12 protein-coding genes are annotated in these 22968 nt (G+C 47.7%); 7 read left to right on the plus strand and 5 right to left on the minus strand.

The window, feature by feature from the left end; translation table 11 throughout:
* Positions 1-116: 116 nt before the first annotated feature.
* Positions 117-1019, minus strand: coding sequence for an FtsQ-type POTRA domain-containing protein (locus QUB24_RS08065; protein ID WP_333152251.1), 903 nt, complete (start codon positions 1017-1019; stop codon positions 117-119).
* 337 nt (positions 1020-1356) lie between these two features.
* Here QUB24_RS08065 and QUB24_RS08070 point away from each other — a divergent pair, with 337 nt between their 5' ends.
* The 4 genes from QUB24_RS08070 (at position 1357) to QUB24_RS08085 (ending at position 10868) form a co-directional block, all read left to right on the plus strand.
* Complete coding sequence (locus tag QUB24_RS08070; protein WP_333152253.1) at positions 1357-2688, plus strand: P-loop NTPase fold protein; 1332 nt, start codon at positions 1357-1359, stop codon at positions 2686-2688.
* Between the two features lie 798 nt (positions 2689-3486).
* Positions 3487-8961, plus strand: a complete 5475-nt coding sequence (locus QUB24_RS08075; RefSeq protein ID WP_333152254.1) for a WD40 domain-containing protein — start codon at positions 3487-3489, stop codon at positions 8959-8961.
* A 320-nt stretch (positions 8962-9281) separates the two neighbouring features.
* Positions 9282-10088: a TPM domain-containing protein gene (locus QUB24_RS08080; RefSeq protein ID WP_333152256.1), complete on the plus strand. Its 807-nt coding sequence runs from the start codon at positions 9282-9284 to the stop codon at positions 10086-10088.
* Between the two features lie 156 nt (positions 10089-10244).
* The gene (locus QUB24_RS08085) at positions 10245-10868 is read left to right on the plus strand and encodes a precorrin-8X methylmutase (RefSeq protein WP_333152258.1); all 624 of its coding nucleotides are present in this window, start codon (positions 10245-10247) and stop codon (positions 10866-10868) included.
* Between the two features lie 253 nt (positions 10869-11121).
* Here the strand turns inward: QUB24_RS08085 and QUB24_RS08090 are convergent, their stop codons facing one another.
* Positions 11122-11832, minus strand: coding sequence for a phosphate ABC transporter permease (locus QUB24_RS08090; RefSeq protein WP_333152260.1), 711 nt, complete (start codon positions 11830-11832; stop codon positions 11122-11124).
* A gap of 101 nt (positions 11833-11933) precedes the next feature.
* Positions 11934-12761, minus strand: coding sequence for a 4-hydroxy-tetrahydrodipicolinate reductase (gene dapB, locus QUB24_RS08095; protein ID WP_333152384.1), 828 nt, complete (start codon positions 12759-12761; stop codon positions 11934-11936).
* Between the two features lie 303 nt (positions 12762-13064).
* Between dapB and QUB24_RS08100 the strand changes: the two genes are divergently transcribed.
* Both QUB24_RS08100 and QUB24_RS08105 read left to right on the plus strand, forming a co-directional pair.
* On the plus strand, positions 13065-15587 hold the full coding sequence (locus QUB24_RS08100) for an EAL domain-containing protein (RefSeq protein WP_333152262.1): 2523 nt from the start codon (positions 13065-13067) through the stop codon (positions 15585-15587).
* A gap of 250 nt (positions 15588-15837) precedes the next feature.
* On the plus strand, positions 15838-15972 hold the full coding sequence (locus QUB24_RS08105; protein ID WP_333152265.1) for a DUF6883 domain-containing protein: 135 nt from the start codon (positions 15838-15840) through the stop codon (positions 15970-15972).
* A 102-nt stretch (positions 15973-16074) separates the two neighbouring features.
* On the opposite strand, the gene QUB24_RS08110 is transcribed toward QUB24_RS08105, so the two are convergent.
* On the minus strand, positions 16075-17964 hold the full coding sequence (locus tag QUB24_RS08110) for a pseudouridine synthase (RefSeq protein WP_333152267.1): 1890 nt from the start codon (positions 17962-17964) through the stop codon (positions 16075-16077).
* A 450-nt stretch (positions 17965-18414) separates the two neighbouring features.
* Between QUB24_RS08110 and QUB24_RS08115 the strand changes: the two genes are divergently transcribed.
* Complete coding sequence (locus QUB24_RS08115; RefSeq protein ID WP_333152269.1) at positions 18415-20097, plus strand: tetratricopeptide repeat protein; 1683 nt, start codon at positions 18415-18417, stop codon at positions 20095-20097.
* 302 nt (positions 20098-20399) lie between these two features.
* On the opposite strand, the gene QUB24_RS08120 is transcribed toward QUB24_RS08115, so the two are convergent.
* Positions 20400-22862: an ATP-dependent helicase gene (locus QUB24_RS08120; RefSeq protein WP_333152271.1), complete on the minus strand. Its 2463-nt coding sequence runs from the start codon at positions 22860-22862 to the stop codon at positions 20400-20402.
* Between the last annotated feature and the right edge of the window lie 106 nt (positions 22863-22968).

Genomic DNA, 22968 nt, shown 5'->3' on the forward strand with positions numbered 1-22968 from the left:
AGACGCGGAGCGCTATCCAAAAACTGTGCTGATTTGAAGCCCTGCCTATCGATCCTTCCTTATGGGCAAAAATTCTGCCTATCGATCAATACCTTCTACCTTCTGTTGACAGAGAATCAATTCTGGGCGCGAGTGGGTGCGGGAGTTGAACTCTCCAAACTGGGGGGGAGTTCTGGCAAATGAACGATCGGCGAAGCAGGATTTTTCAAGTCAATGTAGGCTATGAGGCTTGAATCTATCTGTTTTGGCAATTGTCGCATTCGGTCTAAAACCTTAAGTTGCTCCGCAGTCTTGGAACTGTACGGCCCTAAGTGTACGGTACCGATCTCTGTTTTCAATATCAAGTTGTTCGGGTTTTGCCAATTAATCTCAAATACTTTCACCGTCAAGCCGCTGAGTCCTTGGTAAAACTTCGGCCAAGAGGCGCGATACTGTTCCAAAGGCCCGATCACTTTTAAAGTGGGCAAAGAACGCTGAGGCTGTGTTCCCGGAATGCTGCCGGGCCCGATCGAACTATTGTGCGATCGTACAGCAGTATAACTATCCGACGGCATCCAACCTCCGCGAGCGTCCAGCCACCCCACTTTTTCCTTCTCACTGTTCGATCTCAACACCGCCGTCGGCTGCGCCACCGCCACCGGCAGGCGTTCTGCCACTTCTATAGTCAAACTCGGCGGAAACAAGTTACGAGTCACCTTCGCTTTAGCTATGGGCCCCGTTGACTCCAGCTTTTTGGCCAGGGCCTGCGGTTGAATCCCCCACAGCGACTGCGGGTAAGACAGCGGCACCAAAGACCGCACCGCCTTATCCGACAGCCACTGATTGCCCTCCACGTTCACTTGTTCTGATCGGGCAATCAACCAAGCCGGCTGAGCAATCCACCACAGCAAACCTCCGGCGATCGCGCTCGCTGCCAGCATTTGCCACACAACAGCCGCCAATCGAGCGCGACGGAGCTGCCGCAACTTTTGGCGTCTGCGCCCTAACTCTGTTTGAGAAACCGCTCCAAAACTAGCCATCTACCTCTTGACAATATAGTAATTAAGCATTAGCACAAATTCAAAACTGTTTAATCTCTCTCTCTTGAACCCTGTTTTCCCCTACCATTTAACCAGATCCCCGCAAATTTACCCAGACTCCGGCGAATATCAGTAATATCACGGATACCGCTAAGTAATAAAAAATTATTAATTAAAAATTCCCAATTCCAGCGCCGGGAAAACCCCTTACCAGATCAAGGTTATTTGGGTATTTAGGGCATTACCCCACAGGGCAAAAGGTTACAAATCAAACTAAACTCAAGTAAAGAAAGTTTAGACTTTCGATTAACTTTTTAACTTTTATTCGGCTTCAATTGTGATCGCACTCGAATTAGACAGATTCTATAAAGCCTGCAACCCCAGCAAGACCCTTGTTGCGGGAGACCCAGGGGATTATCAATACTACATTGATTTTGGTTCCGTGCGTGGCGGCAAAATCATTGAATCTTTACAGCGAACCATTACCCGCATCTCCCCCAACGAGCCAACCTGTCAGCTATTTACAGGACATATCGGGTGTGGCAAATCTACGGAATTGTTTCGACTAAAAGCTGAGTTAGAGCAAGAGGGTTTTTGCGTCGTCTACTTTGAGTCTTCCCAAGACTTAGACATGGGGGATGTAGATATCAGCGATATTTTGCTGAGCATTGCGCGCCAAGTCAGCGAAACTATGGAATCGGCTAAAATCAAACTCAGACCGAGCTATTTTACAAATCTGTTTGCAGAAGTGGCAGAATTTTTGCAGACTCCCATAGATTTGTCAGCGGAAGCCGAGTTATCTGTAGGCATTGCTAGAGTGACTGCTAAAACTAAAGACTCTCCCAAACTGCGATCGCAACTTAGGCAATATCTCGAACCCCGCACCAACAGCATTTTGCAGTCCATCAACGAAGAACTCCTCAACAAAGCTAACGCCGAACTCAAGCAGCAAGGCAAAAAAGGGCTCGCAGTCATCGTTGACAACCTCGATCGCCTCGACGCCTCCCTCAAACCCAGCGGACGCACCCAGCCAGAATATCTGTTTTTAGACCGAGGCGAACAGTTGAAAAAACTTAATTGCCATGTTGTCTATACAATTCCCCTGACTTTGATTTTTTCCAACGACTTCGGCCGCCTCGCCAGTCGATTTGGAGTCAAGCCCAAGGTGATGCCGATGGTACCAGTGCAAGTGCGATCGGGCGAAGACCACCTCGAAGGAATGGCACTGCTGCGGCAGCTAGTATTAGCTAGAGCTTTCCCCGCAGTTGCTCCCCATCAACGCATTGATTTGATTTCCCAGGTGTTTGACTCTCCCGAAACTTTAGATCGGCTTTGTCGGATTAGTGGCGGTCACGTTCGCAATCTACTGATGCTTTTGTATAGCTGTTTGCAGCACGAAGACCCTCCCTTCTCTCGCGAATGCCTCGAAAGCGTCATTCAAGAATATCGCGATGACCTTTTGGGAGCCATCAATGACATGGAATGGGAATTACTGTTTCAAGTCGTCAACCGACAAAGTGTAACCGGCGAAGAAGAGTCTCAAATCTTGTTGCGAAGTATGTTTGTCTTTGAATACCGCGATCAAGAAGGTCGTTGGTTTGGGATTAATCCAGCCCTAGCAGAAACCCGAAAATATAAGGAGTGGCTGCAGCGCACTGAAGCAAAATAGTTGGGATTTTTGAGATACCTTCGCGACTCTAAAAACCCTTAATCATATCATTTCCGGTTACACTCATACATGATGTTGACGGTTGACGGTTGACGGTTGACAGTTGACTGTTGACAGTGAACTCGAATTTACTATTCCGATGCTAACGGATTTGATATCACGAGGGACTTAGAAAGTATTTAACTGAAAATTCATCGCTCAAAACTCCGAAATTTTACCATCCAATACAGAAATCAGTCAGCGGTTTTTGCCACTGGCTGATTTCTGTTGAATACTGGCTATAGGCGGTGAATGTTATTGTCGTGTAAAACTTTGCAGCCACTAAGGACTTTGCCCACTCTCAACTCGCATATCTGCAATGCCAGACCCCCTCTGTCTGTTTTTACCTGTTGCTCTTAATTTCACATAATCCCACCCCGGACGGCAATTGTTTTGGCGGTTGTGTTAAATGCCTGCTACAGATATATCGGAGTTGTTTACTAATAGCTAGCCGTCGGTATGATTGTGAACTTAGCAGTTGGCTATTTATGATCGGTAGTCCTTTATATATAGCTGAATCAAAAAATCTAAGGTGACATTAAATTTTTATTGGGAAGTCTAGCATTCTCTGAGATTGAAAGGTATGATATCTTTACATTGGCTCTAATAACTATGTAAGTATTGATAGGAGAAGTACGGAAAACTACGTATTTATACAGAGAGAAAGCGCCCTACAGAGACGGGTATCTCTGTAGAAATACGCTTTTTGTCAGGAGTGGCGAGGGTTAGGTAATTGATTTATGCAAAAGAGGTGCACCCATGACCGATCTAATTAAGGTACAAGAAACTGCCAACTACAACGAGCGATCGCTCAAAACTCTGGTCAGGTCCATCACAATGTCTCAACACCAATTCTCGCTAATTTTGGTGCGCTGCAACTACGAGCAGTTGCGGCAGCAAATAGCGCAGCGGCTGCGAGAAGTGTCCCCAGTTCCAATTCAAGATCTCGTCCTGCCACCTTCAGTTAAAACCCTCTACACGACTCTGCTCTCAAGCACTTTCCACGAGGGGTACTCGCCTGTCGGTGCCGCCTCGGCTTTGATGGTATTCGGTTTAGAAACAGTAGTAGCGATCGACGAACTGATGGCTTCTACCAATCAAGTGCGAGACGAATTTCGCAAAAATTTTTCCTGCCCAGTAATTTTGTGGGTAACAGATGACATCGTAACCAAAATGATTCGTCTGGCCCCGGATTTCAAAAGTTGGGCTGCCGCCACAATTAAATTTGAAATGGGTGTTGACGAATTAATTAATTTCCTCGCTAGGCGGGCCGATACTATATTTAAAATAGGCGAACTCAATCAAGAACTCGCCAGTAGCAACGTCAGCACCATCGCTAATTGTGAGACCTGCGAAACCCAGTGCGAAAAACGCGGCCTGGAGCGCGAAATCAGCCCTGGAGAACGCTTTCTAACTTTTAACTCAGAGCCTCAAAACCGACGACAATCAGATATCCACTCGTATTCGCCGTTGAGTCCCGGCAATACCTTCGATTTGGCGATCGGCTCTTTGCCACGCCGAGAACTAGAATTAGCTTTAAGAGATTTACAAAATCGCGGTGAAGAATTAGAACCCGCCCTCAAAGCCAGCCTGCAATTCGTTCTCGGTCGAGATTACTATGTCAGCGACCAAACCGAAACTGCCTTAATTCACTACCAAGAAAGTTTAGTATTTTGGCAGCAGAAAACGGGCCACTGGGAACTGGAAAAGTTGGAACATTCCGAAAACCCAGAAACCTTCTCCTCCTTGTCGAATCCTGTCCCCAAAATTTTATTTTTAGAGAGAGAAGGCATAGTGCTGTTTCACATAGCCCTGTGTCACCGCTTGCAAGCAGCCAGAAACCCGGTTGCCAACCGCCAGCACTGGGAACAAGCTTGGATTAGCCTGGAACAATCTAGAAACGCTTTCTCCCTGGCCTCACGCCCGGAATTGGTAGCTGAGGTGACAGCACACCTCGGAGAAGTGCTGCAGCGCCTGAAAGCTTGGGGAGAGTTGCAAGCATTAGCTGAAAATTCTTTGCAGTTGCACTTCACTTACGGTACTCCCAGCCAACTAGCTCAAGATTACGGCTTTTTGGCTGAAGTTGCCCTGCAAGAGTCGAGGTGGAGTCAAGCCCGCCAGCTAGCAGAGTTGGCTTTGGCAATTTTGGATCAAACGCCTCATGATTTGAGATTGCTGATTGAAGATTTGAGATTGGGGTTTGAGGGAAATTATCCAGAATTTCTGGGCCCTAATGAGTTAAGTAACGAACCCAAATCTAAAATCCAACATCCCAAATCCGACAGGAGTTCGTATCTTTTACTTTTAGCCCGAAGTTTGCGGCAGCTAGGCCAGTGGGAAGCGGCGGTTCATTCTTTGGAGTTGGCTCAATCTCAAAGCGAGCCGAAGTACGACCCCCGACTTTACATCGATATTTTGACGGAATTGCAAGCGGTTTATTTCGAGCAGGGAGAGTATCTTAAAGCGTTTCGGATTAAAAAAACCCAGCGTTCGATCGAATATCAATACGGATTTAGAGCTTTTATCGGAGCCAGCCAATTGCAGCAGCAGCGCCAAGCCGTCAATCCTTCAGGCCCCTCAGCTCAAAACCAAGCTGCCATCGCAGCCTCCATGACAGCTTACTCGCGCCAAACAGATATCAATAGCTTGCTAGAAAGAATTAGCAGGGACGACCATAAATTAACTATTATTCACGGGCCCAGCGGAGTCGGGAAAAGTTCTCTAGTCAATGCCGGCTTAGTACCAGCTTTGAAAAATATTACTCCGGGTGCGCGGGATACATTGCCCGTAGTAGTCAAAGTTTACACCGACTGGCTGGTGGAGTTAGAAAATGCTTTGAACAGCGCACTGTACGACAAACAAGCCGAAGAGGAAAGTAAATTAATCTCGAAAGGACTACAGGAAATCCACAAAAAAAGTTGCTCGGTTATTCCTGCTCGCAGCTCGGAAGTCTCTTCTTTTATTATAGAACAGTTGCGCGAAAATGCCACAAATAATTTGTTAACTGTGCTGATTTTCGATCAATTTGAAGAGTTTTTCTTTGTTTCGACTTCTGTGGCACAAAGACAACTTTTTTATAATTTTTTGCGTTTGTTTTTGAACTTGCCTTATGTCAAAATAATTCTGTGCTTGCGCGAAGATTATTTGCACTACTTACTAGATTGCGATCGCTTCCCAAATCTTGATGCTATTAACAATAATATTCTCGACAAAAGCATCCGCTACCAACTGCGGAGTTTTTCTATCAAAGACGCGCGGGCTGTCATCGGACACTTAACAGAACGGGCGGAATTTTATTTAGAGCCGGCACTGATCGATGCCTTCGTAGAAGATTTAGCAGACGAACTGCAAGAAGTGCGACCAATCGAATTGCAGGTAGTAGGAGCGCAACTGCAAGAAGAAGGTATTACCAGTCTAGCACAATACCAGCAATTGGGGGACAATCCCAAAGCGGAATTAGTGAAACGATCGCTCGAAAGAGTCATCTCTGACTGCGGGCCCGTTAACGAAGACGCAGCTTGGAAAATCTTGTTTTCCCTGACAGATGAAAGAGGCGTTAGACTGATAAAAACCAAACACGAACTCTCGTTAGTTACAGGTCAGCAGCCGGCCGATGCCCGCGAAACCGAATTATCGGCGATCGGCAAAAACAGAATTTCCCTACCGCGACAGTTCGCTGCATACCCTGAAAACCGACAAAAGAAAACCGACAACCTCGACTTAATTTTAGACATTTTAGTTGGTCACGGTTTGCTATTTCTGCTACGGGAAGCGCCCGAAGACCGCTATCAATTGGTACACGACTATTTAGTGCGACCAATCCGCCAAAGATTCGGCTTAGAAGCCCGACTGCATAAAGCAGAAGCAGATAAAAAAATGAGTCAAGCACAGCTCTACCGAGCCAATACTTTTCTCAAACAACTGCTGGGAGTAGCAGTGATCGGCGTCATGCTGCTAACCAGTTCCACCATCGCCGCCGTAAACTTTTGGTGGCGGGCTGTGGGTCAAAAACAGCTAGCTGTCGCTCAAACTCAGCGAGCGGAAATCAGTACCCTGACAGCCGCTTCGGAAGCACTTTATTTCTCAAACAACAAATTTGACGCCATGATGGAAAGTTTGAGAGCTGGCAAAAAGTGGAAACAGATCGAACACTCCCAACAAATGTATACTCTTAAAGACACCGAAATTCTGATTTCTGCTGCCCTCCAGCAGGCAGTTTATGGAGTTAAAGAACGCAACCGCTTGGAAGGACACGGCGATGTAGTTTGGGGTCTTAGCTTCAGTCCAGACGGCGAGACAATAGCTTCTTCCAGTGTAGATAAAACCGTCAAACTTTGGCGGCGCGACGGGAGTTTGCTGGCAACTTTCAAAGGCCACACTAACAGCGTCTCCTCTGTCGCGTTCAGTCCCGAAAACAAAACCATAGCCTCGGCAAGTTTAGATAAAACTGTCAAAATTTGGCAAACAGACGGCAGTTTGCTGGCCACTTTCAACGGGCATACTAATAGCGTTACCAGCGTTGCTTTTAGCCCTGATGGTCAAACGATCGCCAGTGGCTCTACAGATAAAACTATCAAACTTTGGAAAACCGATGGCACGCTGCTGCGGACGATCGAACAATTTGCTCCCGTAAATTGGCTAAGCTTCAGCCGCGACGGCAAAATAATCGCTGTGGCGAGCGATGACGGTACTGTGAAACTGTGGAGTTCTGACGGTAAGTTAATCGCTAATTTGTGGCACAGCGAAAACAGACAACCCTCGAAAATTTACACCGTCAGTTTCTCCCCCGATGGTGAAACGATCGCCAGTGCGGGTGAAGATAAAACGGTGAAAATCTGGAGCCTAGCTGCACTAAAACACCCACCAACAGAAAATTCAACACAAGCAAAAAAAGGTGAACTGCTAACAACTTTGCGGGGACACAGCAAGTGGGTATTTGGTGTCAGTTTCTCCCCCGACGGTCAAACACTTGCTTCTGGAAGTGCAGACGGGACTGTCAAACTCTGGAGTCTGGCTGGTGTTGGCGACAAACGCCCAACCGATGCTAGCAACATTAAACCAGAGAGTCGCTTACTGAGAACTTTTGAGGGACACGCCGATCGAGTTACTCAGGTGAGTTTTAGCCCCGAAGGCAAAACCTTGGCTTCGGCAAGTTTTGACAAAACTATCAGGCTGTGGCGACTCGATGACGTGCCGCTCAAAACCCTCGACGGACACCAAAACCGGGTGCAAGGCGTGAGTTTTAGCCCCGACGGCCAAAGGCTGGCTTCTGCTTCTACGGACAACACTATCAAACTCTGGAGCCGCACGGGGGTTTTGCTGGAAACCTTGGAAGGACACACTCAGAGAGTCGCCAGCGTCAGTTTCAGCCCCGACGGCCAGCTACTTGCTTCTGGGAGTTACGACAAAACGGTGAAAGTCTGGAGTTTGACAGAAGATGGCATGAATAATATTCTCCCTTGTCCTTCGGCTCCCCTATTCCCGTGTTCGCCTTCTGTGCTGTTCACTATCGACGGCCACGCCGACAGCGTGATGAGCGTGAGTTTTAGCCCCGACAGCGAGGTTCTGGCAACGGCTAGCAAGGATAAGACTGTGAAACTCTGGACTAGAAACGGCAGGTTGATTAAGACTTTGACGGGACACACAGGCTGGGTGACTGGGGTGACTTTCAGTCCCGACGGCTCGATGCTGGCTTCTGCCAGCGATGATGGTACTCTCAAACTCTGGAATCGGGATGGTCGTTTGCTAAGAACTTTTGAAGGAGCTCACAACAGTTTTGTGTTGGGGGTTGCTTTTAGCCCTGATGGCAAAATGCTGGCTTCGGCTGGTTACGACAATTCGGTGAAATTGTGGAAGGTAGATGGGACTTTGGTGGCGACGCTGCTGAAGGGTTCTAGCGACAGCGTGACTAGCGTTGCTTTTAGCCCGGATGGTTTGTTGGTTGCTTCGGGTAGTTACGATCATAAGGTGAAACTGTGGAGTCGCAGCGGGACTTTGCTGAAAACTTTGACGGGTCACAAGGATAGCGTGATGAGCGTGAGTTTTAGCCCGGATGGGAAGGTTCTGGCTTCTGCGGGCCGGGATAATCGGGTGATTTTGTGGAATTTGGATCTTGACGATTTGCTGGTGAGGGGCTGCGATTGGGTGGGAGATTATCTGAGAACTAATCCTAATGTGAGCGATCGCGATCGGCTTCTCTGTGAGGGGGTTGGGGCAAAACCAAATCAATTTTAGATTTTAGATTTTCGATTTTTGATTGGGGGATGCAGTCGATTTTCGATTTTCGATTTTAGATTTTCGATTGGGGGATGCAGTCGATTTTCGATTTTACTCACCCCCTTGATGAGCTCGATCGCTAATTTCTCCCCCTTCCCCCTCTCCCCCTCTCCCCCTCCCCCCCTCCCCATCCCCCTTTCTCAAAAACTATTTTTTCCTTCCCCTTGCTCTCGGCTTCCTGTAAAGTAAATAATTGTAAAGAAAAATGAGTTTTCTCTTATCCTTTGGTTAAAACCGCCAGCTAGCATTCACAATTAAGACCCGGATTATAAGTTCCTATGTCACAGCTTTTCCCGCGAAAATTTCTAGCCTCTGTTGCCGCATTTTTTCTGGCTTTGTCCGTGTGGACGATCGCACCTGCGGCCCACGCTTTCAATAATCCCGATTTGTTGCCGTCAACTCAGACGCCGATCATTGACTTAGCTAAAGCCCTTACGGATATTGAAGAACAAAGTTTGGCAAAAAATTTAAAGGCATTTGAAGCCGAAACCGGTTGGAAATTGCGAGTGCTGACTCAGTACGATCGCACGCCCGGTTTGGCTGTCAAAAGCTATTGGGGGCTAGATGACAAGAGTGTGTTATTAGTTGCTGACCCCCGAGGGGGCAATTTGCTCAATTTTAATGTGGGCGACTCGCTGTATCCGCTGCTGCCGCGCACTTTTTGGGTGGAACTGCAAACCCGCTACGGTAATCAATTTTTTGTGCGGGACAATGGGGAAGATCGAGCGATCATTGAATCTTTGGAGTCGATAGAAGGCTGTTTGCGTCAGGGCGGATGCCGCGTGGTTCCCGGTTTGCCGAGGGAACAGTGGGTTCTAACCTTAATTACGTCGGTGGTTGGCGGCGTCATCTGCGGGTTTGCCGCTCAGCCTCGGAAGCCGGGACAGGTGGTGGCTTGGCAGTGGGCGCTGATTTTTTCGCCGCTGTGGGGCATTCTGTTTTTCGCTTTCGGACTTGGGCCGGTGGTGACTCGGACTTCTGACTGGTTGCCTGTGGTTCGGAATGTGTCCGGTTTTGCGATCGGAGTTTTGGTGGCCTTCCTGACTCCGGTGTTGGGCAAATCTTCTTCGTCATCGGAAACTTAGTTGTCAGTTGGCAGCCAAGTGACAACAGTCAACAGTCAACAGTCAACAGCCAAGTGACAACAGTCAACAGTCAACAGTCAACAGTTAACTGTTGACCAATGACTAAAAGCTGGTAAGCTGATACCTGACAACTCACAGGCGACAGCTATCCAACAAATGGAATGGCACGTAAGCGATGCCCAGAGTCTGGGATTAATCGATAACGAAATTGGCGACCACGGTTTTTCAGCGGCGGAGTACGAAATAGTCCGCCGCGTGATTTATGCTACTGCTGATTTTGAGTACAAGTCTTTAATTAGTTTTTCCGATCAGGCTTTGCAGGCTGGGGCGGCGGCTTTGGCTGCTCGGACTACGATCGTGGTAGATGTGCCGATGGTGCAGGTGGGCATTACGCCACAAATCCAAAGTACCTTTGCGAATCCGGTTTACTGTTCGATGGAGGCTTTGACGCGGCCCCAAAAGGAAAGGACGCGGGCGGCTTGGGGGATTGAAACTTTGGCAAGACGCTATCCTGAAGGGATTTTTGTGGTGGGCCAGGCTCAAACTGCTTTGTCGGCGATCGTAGATTTGATTGAATCTGAGGAAATTCGGCCGGCTTTAGTGATTGGCACTCCTTCTGGGTTTGTGGGGGTGGACGTGGCTAAGTCGCGGCTGCATGATTCGATGATTCCTCACATTCGGATTGAGGGCCGCAAGGGCTCTGCGGTGGTGGCTGTGGCTATTGTTAACGGGCTGGTAGATTTGGCTTGGCAAGCTTACGGCCAAGAGGGGAACAGTTGATCGAGAAGTCAGCAGTCAGTAGTCAGTAGTCAGTAGTCAGTAGTCATTCTATCTGTGAGATCGTTTCCGGTTGCATCGGAATTATTAGCCAAAATTTAGGACACGGCAGTGCCGTCTCCTCGCTTGTCATTCCTATAATAACGGAATTGATATGAGTTCCGAGAAACCGGGTTTTTCACCTTAATTTGCGACTACAACCAAGTATCTCCCCAAAACCCGGTTTCTGCCCACGCACCCGTGCATAAGTCCCAGATTAATAATCAGCGGACGATCTCCTTTTTGTGCTTCTATTGTCATTATCTCGCTCTCGGTCTTTTTTCCTACCTTTTTTAATTTGCTGGCTCATCTCGACAAACAAATCTCTGCGTAAATAAGGATAGTCGCTCACCCACACGTCACGGCTGGGAATATAAATATCTGAAACTTTGGCAATTCTGCCTAAATCTTCTTGATTTGACATAATTAACATTAAAGCAGCTTGGCCGGGGACAATTCCTTGGTGATCCTTCCGCAATGGAGCTCGAAGTGTAGTAGTAAATCCGGTTTTGTCACCAACTTCTAAGTTGATGCGCGGTTCTAGGTTGTCAACTATTACGAGTTGTCCTTTTTGATTGACTGTTTCTTCTTGACTTGTGACTTCATCTGTAATATATATATCCAAAACTCGTCCTTGCCAAAAACCGCAGTATTGATATTTGCGACATTCTGCATTCCGCAAACTCGCCCACAGAATTGGCCCCCACAGCCAGTACAAACCAGCTATCAATCCGGTGATTAAAACTAGCGGCGCGACATCGGAACCGGCGAAGTTATAAACTACCAGGAGGAAAACTACGCTGACTGCAGATATTAACATTCGCCTCAAAAAATCGGGCGGTTTTCCCCAGATATATTTGTATTGCGCTCCCGTGGCGACGGCGGGAATTAGTTCTTGAAAGGTTTCGCGGGTTAAGGGAATTAGCATAATTAGTCAGTTGGCAGTTGGCAGTTGGCAGTTGGCAGTTGGCAGTTGGCAGTTGGCAGTAGTAACAAGTTACCAATTACCAATTACCAATTACCAATTACCTACAGTATTTTTTCCAGGCCGTAAACGAGCGATCGCAATTCAAGGACTTTGCGTATAGACAGCAATACTCCTGGCATATAACAAGCGCGATCACTCGTATCGTGTCGTAAAGTATAAACTTGACCGGCGCCACCAAAAATTACCTCTTGGTGGGCAATTAAACCGGGTAAACGGATGCTGTGAATGCGAATCCCTTCATCGGCCACTGAACCCCGAGCACCGGCTAATTTTTCCGTTTCCTCAACTTCAGGCAGATTGAAAGTTTTTCCCATTTCTGCTAGCATTTGGGCAGTTTGAATTGCCGTACCGCTGGGGGCGTCGGCTTTTTGATTGTGGTGGAGCTCGATAATTTCTACGTGTTCAAAATACTGAGATGCCGTGACGGCGGCTTGTTGGAGCAAAACCATGCCGATCGAGAAATTGGGTATGATCAAACACCCGATGCTCGCTTTATCGGCAAATTCAGCTAATTTTTGAATTTGCTCGCTGCTCAAGCCAGTAGTGCCGACTACTGGGCGAATGCCGTAAGCTATGGCCGATCGCACGTTTTCATAAACTGACGAAGGGTGCGTAAAATCTACCATCACGCCTAACTGCTTTTCCTGAGCTGCTAATACCAGCATTCCTTGCAAGTCGTCAGTGATGGGAACTTCTAACGGGCCGCATCCGGCTAATTCCCCGGCATCGGCGTGGAGGGACTCAGGAGAGCGGTCTACAGCCCCAAATAAGGTCATGTCACTAGCATGGGCGATCGCCTTAATTACTTCGCGGCCCATTTTGCCTGCAGCACCGTTAACAATCACCGGAATCGGAAGTTGATTCGCCATCATCTCAAAAATATCCTGAAAGTTCGATCGACTAAATTTTAACGCTTGTGCGAATTTGGGGAAACAAGCAATGAAAGACAGGATTTGTCGGCAAATCTTCAAAAACCCGGTTCCCATTCGAGAAATACTTTGCCTGCATCGAGTAATTAGCTTAAAGAAACTCGGTGGTGGCACAAGTTCTGAAAAAATTACAATCAATCTCATATTAAGCTCAATTCTGTAAGAACAGACTTGTGCAAAGCTAATTTGCACCGACATATTTTTTCTGTGACTGCCAAATTCTCTCGAAATCTTCGATATGTCATGTCTGTGGCAACTGGCCTCAACCTGAGTTCTCAAAACCGACGGGTCAGGATTTTGCCTGCAATGCTTGTGGGCGCGACTGTAACGCTGCTGAATATGGGAGTTCGGCAGTTGGGAGGCCTGCAAAGCTGGGAATTGGGGAGTTTTGACTCGTTAGTGCGCTTGCAGCCAGATGCGGGTTCCGATCCGCGGCTGCTGGTAGTGGAAATTTCTGAAGCCGATATTCAAGCTTTGGGGAGATTTCCGATTTCCGACAAGACGATCGCTCAAACCTTGACAAAACTGCAAAAGTATCAGCCAAAAGTCATCGGTTTGGATTTGTACCGGGATTTGCCTCAAGCGCCGGGACACCAAGAATTGCTGGCCGCGCTGAAAGCACCGAATGTTGTGGCGATCTATAAATTGAGCGATTCAGAAAGTCAGGGAGTGCCGGCGCCTCCGGGGATACCGCCTGATCGGGTTGGTTTTAACGACTTCGTGCTCGATCCTGATGGCGTTGTACGCCGCAATTTGCTCTCAGTCTCGCAACCAGATAAAAAGATTGCTTTATCGTTTTCTGTGCAAGTGGCTTTGCTGTATCTCAAAGACAGAGTACAGCAGAAGAATAGCCCTGTTCATCCCCACCAAATCGACTGGGGAAAGGCAGAATTTGTGCCTTTAACTTCTGACAGTGGCGGCTATGCAAATCTCGACGCCAAAGGCTACCAAATTCTGCTCAAATACCGTTCTGCGAACGAGGTGGCGCGACAAGTCAGTATCAGGCAGGTATTGAAGGGAGAAATTGAACCAAGCTGGGTTAAGGACAAGATTGTGTTGATCGGGACGACGGCACCGAGTACCAGAGATTTGTTTTTGACGCCTTACAGCCCGGTTAAAAAGCAAAGTCCGAAAATGCCGGGGGTGTTGCTGCACGCGCAAATGCTCAGCCAAATATTGAGTGCGGTTTTGGATGCACGATCGCTGTTTTGGGTGTGGCCGGAATGGGCGGAAATTTTGTGGAACGCTGCTTGGGCGATCGTTGGCGGGGTTGTGGCTTGGCGGATTCAGCACCCTGGGAGGGCGGGATTGGCTGGGGGTGTGGCGTTGATGGGTTTGTTGGGGATTAGTTTTGGGATTTTTACTGGGGGCGGGTGGGTGCCACTGGTGTCGCCGGCTTTAGGTTTGGTGGTGACTGGTGTGGGTGTCAGTGCTTACAGGAAGCTTTACGATGCTTTTCACGATTCTCTGACGGGTTTGCCCAACCGGGATTTGTTCGTGGATTGCTTGGGGCGGGCGATCGCCAATACTAGGGGCCGCCGCAGCTATCTGTTTGCGGTGCTGTTTCTGGATTTAGACAGGTTTAAGGTGATTAATGATTCTTTGGGTCATTTGGTGGGGGATGAACTGCTGATGGGGGTGGTGCTGCGGTTGAGGGCAAGTATTGGCCGTGCAGATACTGTGGCGCGGGTGGGGGGTGATGATTTTGCGATTTTGGTGAGGAATGTTGATGTTGCTAGTGCGGTGGATTTGGCCACTCGAATTCACCAAGCTTTAATTGTGCCTTTTGAGTTGAAGGGGCAGGAGGTGTTTGTGACGGCAAGCATCGGGATTGCCATCGGGGGCGAACCCGCTGCTAATGTCAGCGAACAGCCCGAACACTTGCTGCGGGACGCCCACACGGCGATGTACCGGGCGAAGGCTTTGGGGACGGGAAGGTATCAGGTGTTTAATGCTTCGATGCACGATTTGGCGGTGGAGAGGTTGCAGTTGGAAACTGATTTGCGGATGGCCCTCAAGCGTCGGGAATTTTTGCTGCACTACCAGCCGTTTGTATCTTTGGCAAGCGGGAGGATTATTGGGTTTGAGGCTTTGGTACGCTGGCAACACCCGCTGCGGGGTTTGATTCCACCGATGAAGTTTATTCCGGTGGCTGAGGAAACGGGGGCAATTGTGCCGCTGGGTGAGTGGGTGTTGGAGGAGGCTTGCCGGCAGTTGGGGCTTTGGGAGGGAATGTTTGATTTTGATCAACCTTTGATTATGAGTGTAAATTTATCTGGGAAGCAGTTTGCCCAGCCGGATTTGGTCGATCGCATTCAGGCTATTTTGGGGGCAACGGGTTTGAGTGCCGAGAGTTTGAAGTTGGAGATTACTGAGAGTGTGGTGATGGATGATGTGGAGTCGGCGATCGCGGTTTTAAAGCACATGAAGGAGCTTAATGTCAAGTTGGGAATTGATGATTTTGGCACTGGTTATTCGTCGTTGAGTTATTTGAGCCGCTTTCCTACGGATACTTTGAAGGTTGATAAGTCGTTTGTGGGGCGAATGGAGATAGAAAGCGAGGGGGAGAATGTGGCGATCGTGCGGACTATTGTGACGCTGGCTCATGCTTTGGGTATGGATGTGATTGCTGAGGGCGTGGAGACGGCGGCCCAATTAGCTAGGTTGAGGTCGATCGGCTGCGAATATGGTCAGGGTTATTTTTTTGCTAAGCCGTTACCCAGCGAGGCTGCGACTGCTTTGATGGCTTCCGAGCCGCAGTGGTAGTTGTGGGTTATTAGTTATTAGTTATTGTATAGCCTTTCGAGCTCTCATATGAGGTACTCCTGGGCATAGGGCATAGGGCATAGGGCATAGGGCATAGGGCATAGGGCATAGGGCATAGGGCATAGGGCATAGGGCATACCTCACTTTTTTGAGAACCGCTATACGTTAGAGCTAAAATTGAGAGTCGATCGGGTTCCCAAAGCGTATCTCTAATATGTTGCTTGCTAAAATTACTGCTAGGTAAACAAACATGAATATGAAAAAAATTGTCAGCCATCTCGTTATCGCTCCTCGAAAATTAACAGAGTATCCTCTTAATTTAGATAACGCTCTCGGTAGCGATAAAGCTGTAATATTTCAGCCTCGTTTAGGATTAAATCAATAAAACTATGACTTAGTGTTAGCACAGATTTCAACTAAAACTCTGGATGCTGAAGCAATTACTTGTTATTCTACAGATATTGATCCTTGCCCGATCGCCCTTAGCTTAAAATGGTGTTTCTGCCTGTAGGTATAACCTTTCTCCCAACTGCGGATGCTCAAACGAAAGTTCCCGCGCGTGCAAGTGTAGCCGCTTCGCAGCATCCGGACATCCGTAAAGTCGATCGCCCAAAATCGGTATCCCCAACCCTCGAACATCCGCTGCATGAACCCTCAATTGATGCGTGCGTCCCGTCAGCGGCAAAAACTCGACGCGATCGCAAATTCCCTCCCTCGCCATTACCTGAAAGCGAGTAACACTGGGCTTTCCGCATTCCCAATTGACTTGCTGGCAAGGGCGATTTTCGGGATCGCCCCAAAGTGGGAGATCGATCGTCCCCGCATCAATTTTTACAGTACCCGAAAGCACCGCTTCATAAACTTTGTGAACCTGCTTTTTTGCAAACTGCTGCCTGACTTGAATGCTAGTTTCTTTGTCCCGCGCCAAGAGCAAAATTCCCGATGTTTCCCAATCTAAACGATGCACGACTGTCAAATTAAAACTATCCGGTAACAAGTTACGCAAACGACTGAAAACACTATCTTGAGTCTCAAAATAACGGCCTGGAACTGACAGCAAACCAAAGGGTTTATTGACCGCAATCAACCATTTGTCTTCATAGATAATCGGTAGCATTTCGGTAACGGGCAAGATGCCCGTTCCACAAGAAATATGATGATTTGTGGGGAGTAGGGGTTGGGCTTCTAGCCCGCCGGCAACGGGCAAGATGCCCGTTCCACAATAAATATGATGATTTGTGGGGAGTAGGGGTTGGGCTTCTAGCCCGCCGGCAACGGGCAAGATGCCCGTTCCACAATAAATATGATGATTTGTGGGGAGTAGGGGTTGGGCTTCTAGCCCGCCCGTAAAACCCTCATTTATATTATTAGAAACAAGCGGATTTTGATCCAATCCTGACAGCAAAAAACCCATCAACGGCTGACACCGATCGCCACAAGCACCATAAAATTCTCCCTGTATCTTATCCCCCGATGGCGGCCCCCACCAAAACTCAGCCATTGCCAGCGGTTTCAGATTGTGTACTGCCGCGTAGTGGAGCAATTTTGGCGCGCAACAGTCGCCGGTGCCAGTGGGAATAGAATTAGTTGGCATCAATGAGGAGATCGAGATCGATTTCCCCAAAAAATTCATCAGAGTGTAAGCCGCGTGCATTTGCGTCTGAAGTTCGCGGGAAAGTTCTTTTCGCTGCTGTTTTAGCGCCCGCATCCGTCGATCCGCAGCTTCAATTAATTGTTTTAGCGGCTGCAATGTTTCATCCCGCTGTCGTTTCAATTGTCTGCGTTCAATTTTCTCCAAACGGCTTTCTTGATTCAGTTGTTCCAGGGCAATTTCTAGTGTTTCTGCTGTGAGAGTTTGACACAGTAACTGGCGTTTTTCTTCTCGCTGCAGCTTGGAATTGCGATGCCGATCGCTCAAAACTTGCATTTGCACTTCAAACTCCCGAATTAAGCCTTCATACTCTTGTCGCTGCGGGAGTTGATTCAGTGCAATAAGTTCCTGTTTCATCACCTCCAATTGAGTTAAGGTGCGGCCTTCCTCGAAAGCCACACGATCTCGTCCCGGAATCGGTGGCACCCAGCCTTCAACAATGCTGCAACCATTCAGCAGCCCGGAAAATGCTTTGAGTATCCCCTGTTCCCCCGAAGGCATCTCCACCAGTAATATGCCGTACATCTTCCCTTCGCGATCGTAGGCACCGGCAGCCGCCAGGTACTGCATCAAACCCCGCGCGAGCTCCTCGGACATTCGAGTGCGCGGCAGTCTCAGCAGCTCGGCAGTTTGAGGACAACGGCCTTCGTACCAATAATTCGGCTGCGAGTTGATCGACTCCCAATGACAGTCCGTGACATCTAAAAGCGCGTGAAATTCTAACATATTAAATTTGGTTTGAAATCTGAATTAGGACATATCTGCTTGTATCCTGGATGCTTTCGGTCAATCGATTTGAGATTTGAGATTTGAGATTTGAGATTTGAGATTTAAGCATTGACTTGCGCGAGATAAATACGTTCGGCAAGTTTCATCGGATACAGGTTTTTTATTTCTGGACGGATGAATCACGTGGCGGGTATCCTGGATGCTTGATTGTCAATCGAAAATCGAAAATCGAAAATCGAAAATCGACTGACCCTATCTTACAGGGGTGTACCGAAAGTGGGAAGGGTGCATAATTTTATACCTACTATAATTAAGTAAAAATGATTGGTTGCACCAAGCCTGATATGCTAAATTTGTTTCAAAACAGCAGCGAGATTAAGAAAAGCATAAGTTAATATATAAGACCGCAAGCTTGTTATCCCACTAAATTTTTTATGTGCAAGGCGTATGCCAGACCTCTCGACTTCGGCTCCTGAAAACTCCTCAAACCCCCAACCAGCTCTGCTGCCGCCGATTTTAAGAATTTTTGCAGCATTTCCAGATTACGATCGGGGCAATAGATTGTACGCCGCAGGAAGGTACGAAGCGGCAGTCCTTTGCTACGGAAAAGCGGTTCAAATTAAGCCGGACTGGGCCAGGGCGTGGCTGAATCTGGGCAAAGCTTACAAGCAACTGCACTCCTACGCAGAAACCGTAGCCTGCGCCGATCGAGCTACAGCAATTAATCCCGAAGAATACTGGGCTTGGATGCTGCGCGGGACAGGGCTGTTAAGTTTGCAAAATCACTCAGAAGCGATCGCGGCTTTCGACACGGCAATTCAAATCAATTCAGAAAAGCACGAAGGTTGGTATCAGCGGGGCAGAGTTTTAGAGGAATTGCAGCAGTGGGATGCAGCCGCAACCTGTTACAAAAAAGCCACCCAACTTCATCCGAATTTGCCCGCCATGTGGTATCGGCAAGGCAACGTGTTGGTTCAAGCGGAGCGCTATCCTGAAGCCGTGGCGGCTTTTGAGCGCGCGCTGAAACTCGTCCCGACTAACTGGGAAGCTTGGCTGAACCGAGGTTTGGCTTTGATGAAAACCGAACGCTACGCTGAAGCTGTAACTTCTTACGATCGCGCCATTCAACTGCAACCACAAAATAGTCTGGCTTGGTTCAATCGGGGCATTGCTTCAGCAAAATTGCACAAATATGCAGAAGCGGTGACAGCTTACGATCGCGTACTGCAAATGCAGCCCAACGACTGCGAAGCTTGGTTTTATAAAGGAATGGCCCTCAAACACCAGTGGGCCGATGCGGCAATTGCTTGTTTCGATCGGGCAATTCAAATTAATTCTTTTTATCCCGAAGCATGGATCGGGCGTGGTCAAACACTGTCAGAATCGAGAGATTTTGAAGGGGCGATCGCTGCTTTTGACCAAGCCGTTCAAATTAATCCGAATTTTCCCGAAGCTTGGCTGGGTAGAGGCATCGCCCTAGCAGGATTGGAACGCTACAAAGAGGCAATTATCGCTTACAGCAATGCCCTACAAATTGAAGGTAATTTTCTAGAAGCTTGGAACTTGCGAGGCGAAGCTTTGGAAAAATTACAGCAATACGAAGAAGCGATCGCCTGTTTTGATAAAGTAATCTCTCTGACTTCAGAAGCAGAAATTACATCAAAAGTAGGGTTGCAGCAAGGCGCAGCGCTGGAAAAATTGCAGCGTTACGAAGAAGCCGTCGCAGCTTACAACCGCGTAATTAAAATCGTGCCCGACAATTTTGAAGCGTGGTTACAACGCGGCAACTCTTTGTCAAAATTGCAGCAGTACGAACAAGCTCTAGCATCATACGATCGAGCAATTACTGTCTGGCCGGACAACTATCAAGGCTGGGTACAGCGAGGTCTGATCCTAGGGGAAATGCAGAACTATTCCCAAGCACTCGTCGCTTTTGACCAAGTAATTCAACTCAAGCCAGACAACTGGGAAGCTTGGGCGCAGCGGGGCGACGTTTTGCAAAAATTGCAGCGAACTCAAGATGCCATTAGCTCTTACGGAGTCGCCCTCGAAATCAAACCCGATTACTACGAAGCTCTAGTTAGTCGAGAAGAATTGAGACTTAAGGGCACGATGTTAGGAAAGTGGTGAGGGGAAGTTGACAAAAATTTTTGAGTTTTGAAATTGCTTTGTTCTTCGTAACGCTGCGCTGGGGTAAAGTTTTAACCTAAACTTCCCCCTGGAAATAAGCTAATCCGCATTTAAATTGCATGGTAAAATAAATTTTCACTCTTGTGGGAAGTAGGGGTTGGGCCGGTAAGCCCGCCCTCAACATACAATTTAAATGAACAATTAACAATCGAATTAAGTTGATTATGCGACAAAGATAGGGATTTTATAACGCCAGATAACTTATGATAAGCTGATGCACATCAGCTTAATTCTTACTTTTTTTATATCGCATTACTCGGAAATCTCTGCTTCAAAACAGGCATTACCGGACAAGGTTTTTGCTCCTGTAAATTCTCTGGTTTGTTCCAAGTAAAAGGGCCTTTTTTCTCCGCCGCCATCCACAACAAACTTTTTGCTCGCGTCATCGCCACATACAGCAGTCGAAACTCTTCTGCTGTTTTCAAATAACCTGCTTGTTCCCAGGCTTCGCCTAGATTTGGTAAAGGATATTTTTCGTGCAAACTTGCTCTAATTTGTGCTCTCGCTACCTCTGCTAAAGTGAAATCTCCTAAAAATCGGGATTGCGGCAAAACTCGCAAATTTCCGGGGATGGTTTGTTCGTGCAGAAACGGCAAAAATACGCAATCCCAATCCAATCCTTTAGCTTTGTGCATGGTAATAATTGTTAGTTGACCTTTGCTGGTATAGCGTTCTTCTATTTTGTCATCTGCATCCACAGGTTCAAATCTTTCGGAACTTACAATTTCGCTAAGTACGCCCAAAATATTGTGCATTGAATTGTTGCCGGCTGTTTGGATTGCTACCCGTTCTGCTAATTTGTCGGCGGTGGCTAATTCTGTTTGGTCGTATTGCAGCGCTAAGGCTAAGAATGAAATGATTTGATAGGGTGGGAGTTCTAAGCTAGCTTGCAGCAAACCGCAGCAAAAATAGCGGCATTTGCGAACGGGATCTGACTGCTGCGGGTCTAGCGGGCCTGGGTAAAGGAATTGTTCGGGGCTGGTAGCAAAAGCATTGTAGTCTTGTTTGGGGATCAGTTGGCGATCGCTCAAAATCTTTAAGGCAGCTTTCAGGTAGTCTGGAGAGTGGGGGCGATCGAGAAATTGCAGCAGTGTTAAGATTTCCCAAGGTACTTGAGAATGTCTGTCGCGTTCTCCCACATCCTCAATTTTAATCCCGTATTTACGCAAATCAAAGCTTAATCCGTGTTTTTGAGGATTTTCTAGCACTTCTTTGATAAACTTACCTTGTTTGTTTTCCCGCACCAAAATAGCCATTGACTTCAGATTTTCTAACGGCAATTTTGCACTATTTTCCCCTTCGCTAGCTTCCGCACCTGAATCGATAGCTTTCTCACTTTTTGTGAATTCAAAATCTGCGGGTAAAAATTTTTCTACTAACTCAATTACCCGCTTACCAATCAACTCAACTGTATGGTAAATATCACGGGGAGTATGCAATTCTAAGCCTCGACCAATGGGAGCCGGATTTGCATTTTGCTGCGGGTCATCGCTGGGTACTGGCTTAATAGTTTGGTCGCGAAAAGGCTTTTCATTTTTCGCTAATTCCGAACCATTTACCCATTGCAACATAAAGTTAGCCGCATCGATAATTACTTGGGTGCTGCGGCCTGCACCGTCCATTGTCGCTAACTTATTCTCTACTTCGCACCGATCGCAAAATTGGTTAAAATAAATCGGGTCGGCGGGAGTGAAGGTAGAATTAATCGCTTGATTTGGGTCGCCAACTCTGATAAAATTGGGAGGTAAAGTAGGATGATCGGGATCGATCGCCAATGTTTCCAAAAGCCGAGTTTGCAAAGGTGTAGAATCTTGGGCTTCGTCCTCAAAAACCGCAAATACTTGCTTTTGCTCGATCGCCCTCGCCTTCGGATTGTCCAACACCCGCAAAGCTGCTAAAATCATCTCGTCGTAATCGATGAATTCCCGACTCCTCAACAAAGCCTGATATTTTTGATATAAACCCCCAGCTACTGCTAAAATCTCATAACCGTCCCCAGTATCAAGAGCGCTCATTTCTAACAACTGTTCGGGAAACAAACCAGAAGATTTCGCCTCGTGAATCACAGTTTTAGCTACCTGTGGCAAAATTTCTGTCCGCAAAACCGATTGTCGCCGCAGCCTCTCCGTTTCCTCTCCGTCGAATTGCTGTCCTTCCAACAAAACTTGATATCTACGGGGATTTTCAGCAATCCAAAGTTCTACACAGGTGCGAATTAATCGGTGACTTTGAGTGGGAGTAACTAAGGTTGAATTTTCTAAATTTAAACCCGACAAATCGGGATGGCGCATCGCAATATTCAAAGCTAAACCGTGCAAAGTGTGCACCGCAAAACCGCCTTGAGATAAAGACAATTCTGCCAATCTTTCCCGAATTTTAGCTTTAATATTAGCAGCAGCCGATCGCGTAAATGTCACGACAATTAACTGGCGGCGGCTGTGAAGCCCGTTGCGGGCGATCGCAATTGCCGACGCAGCAGCCATTCCCGTAGACTTCCCGGCCCCCGGAACCGCCGAAACAGCAAGGGGGCCGCCTTGCCAATCTGCCATGTCCTGCTGGCCCGCACGCAAGCTTTCGCGAATTTTCAGGCAAGCTTGTTCTCGCAAAGCTGCTGCCACCCCTGATTCTGAAAGCGCTGAGGCTACATCCGGGCGATCTATCTTGGTTGTCGATCGTATAAAATCAGAATCAAATTCATCAGTCATTATTACATCCGCGTTTATCTGCGTTCATCTGCGGTTAAGAATAAAAAAATCTGCAACCTCTACCGTTTCCATTTCGGTATCGGCTAAACTAACGCTATCTATTCGA

Source organism: Microcoleus sp. B9-D4, assembly GCF_036705105.1.
Taxonomy (GTDB): domain Bacteria; phylum Cyanobacteriota; class Cyanobacteriia; order Cyanobacteriales; family Microcoleaceae; genus Microcoleus.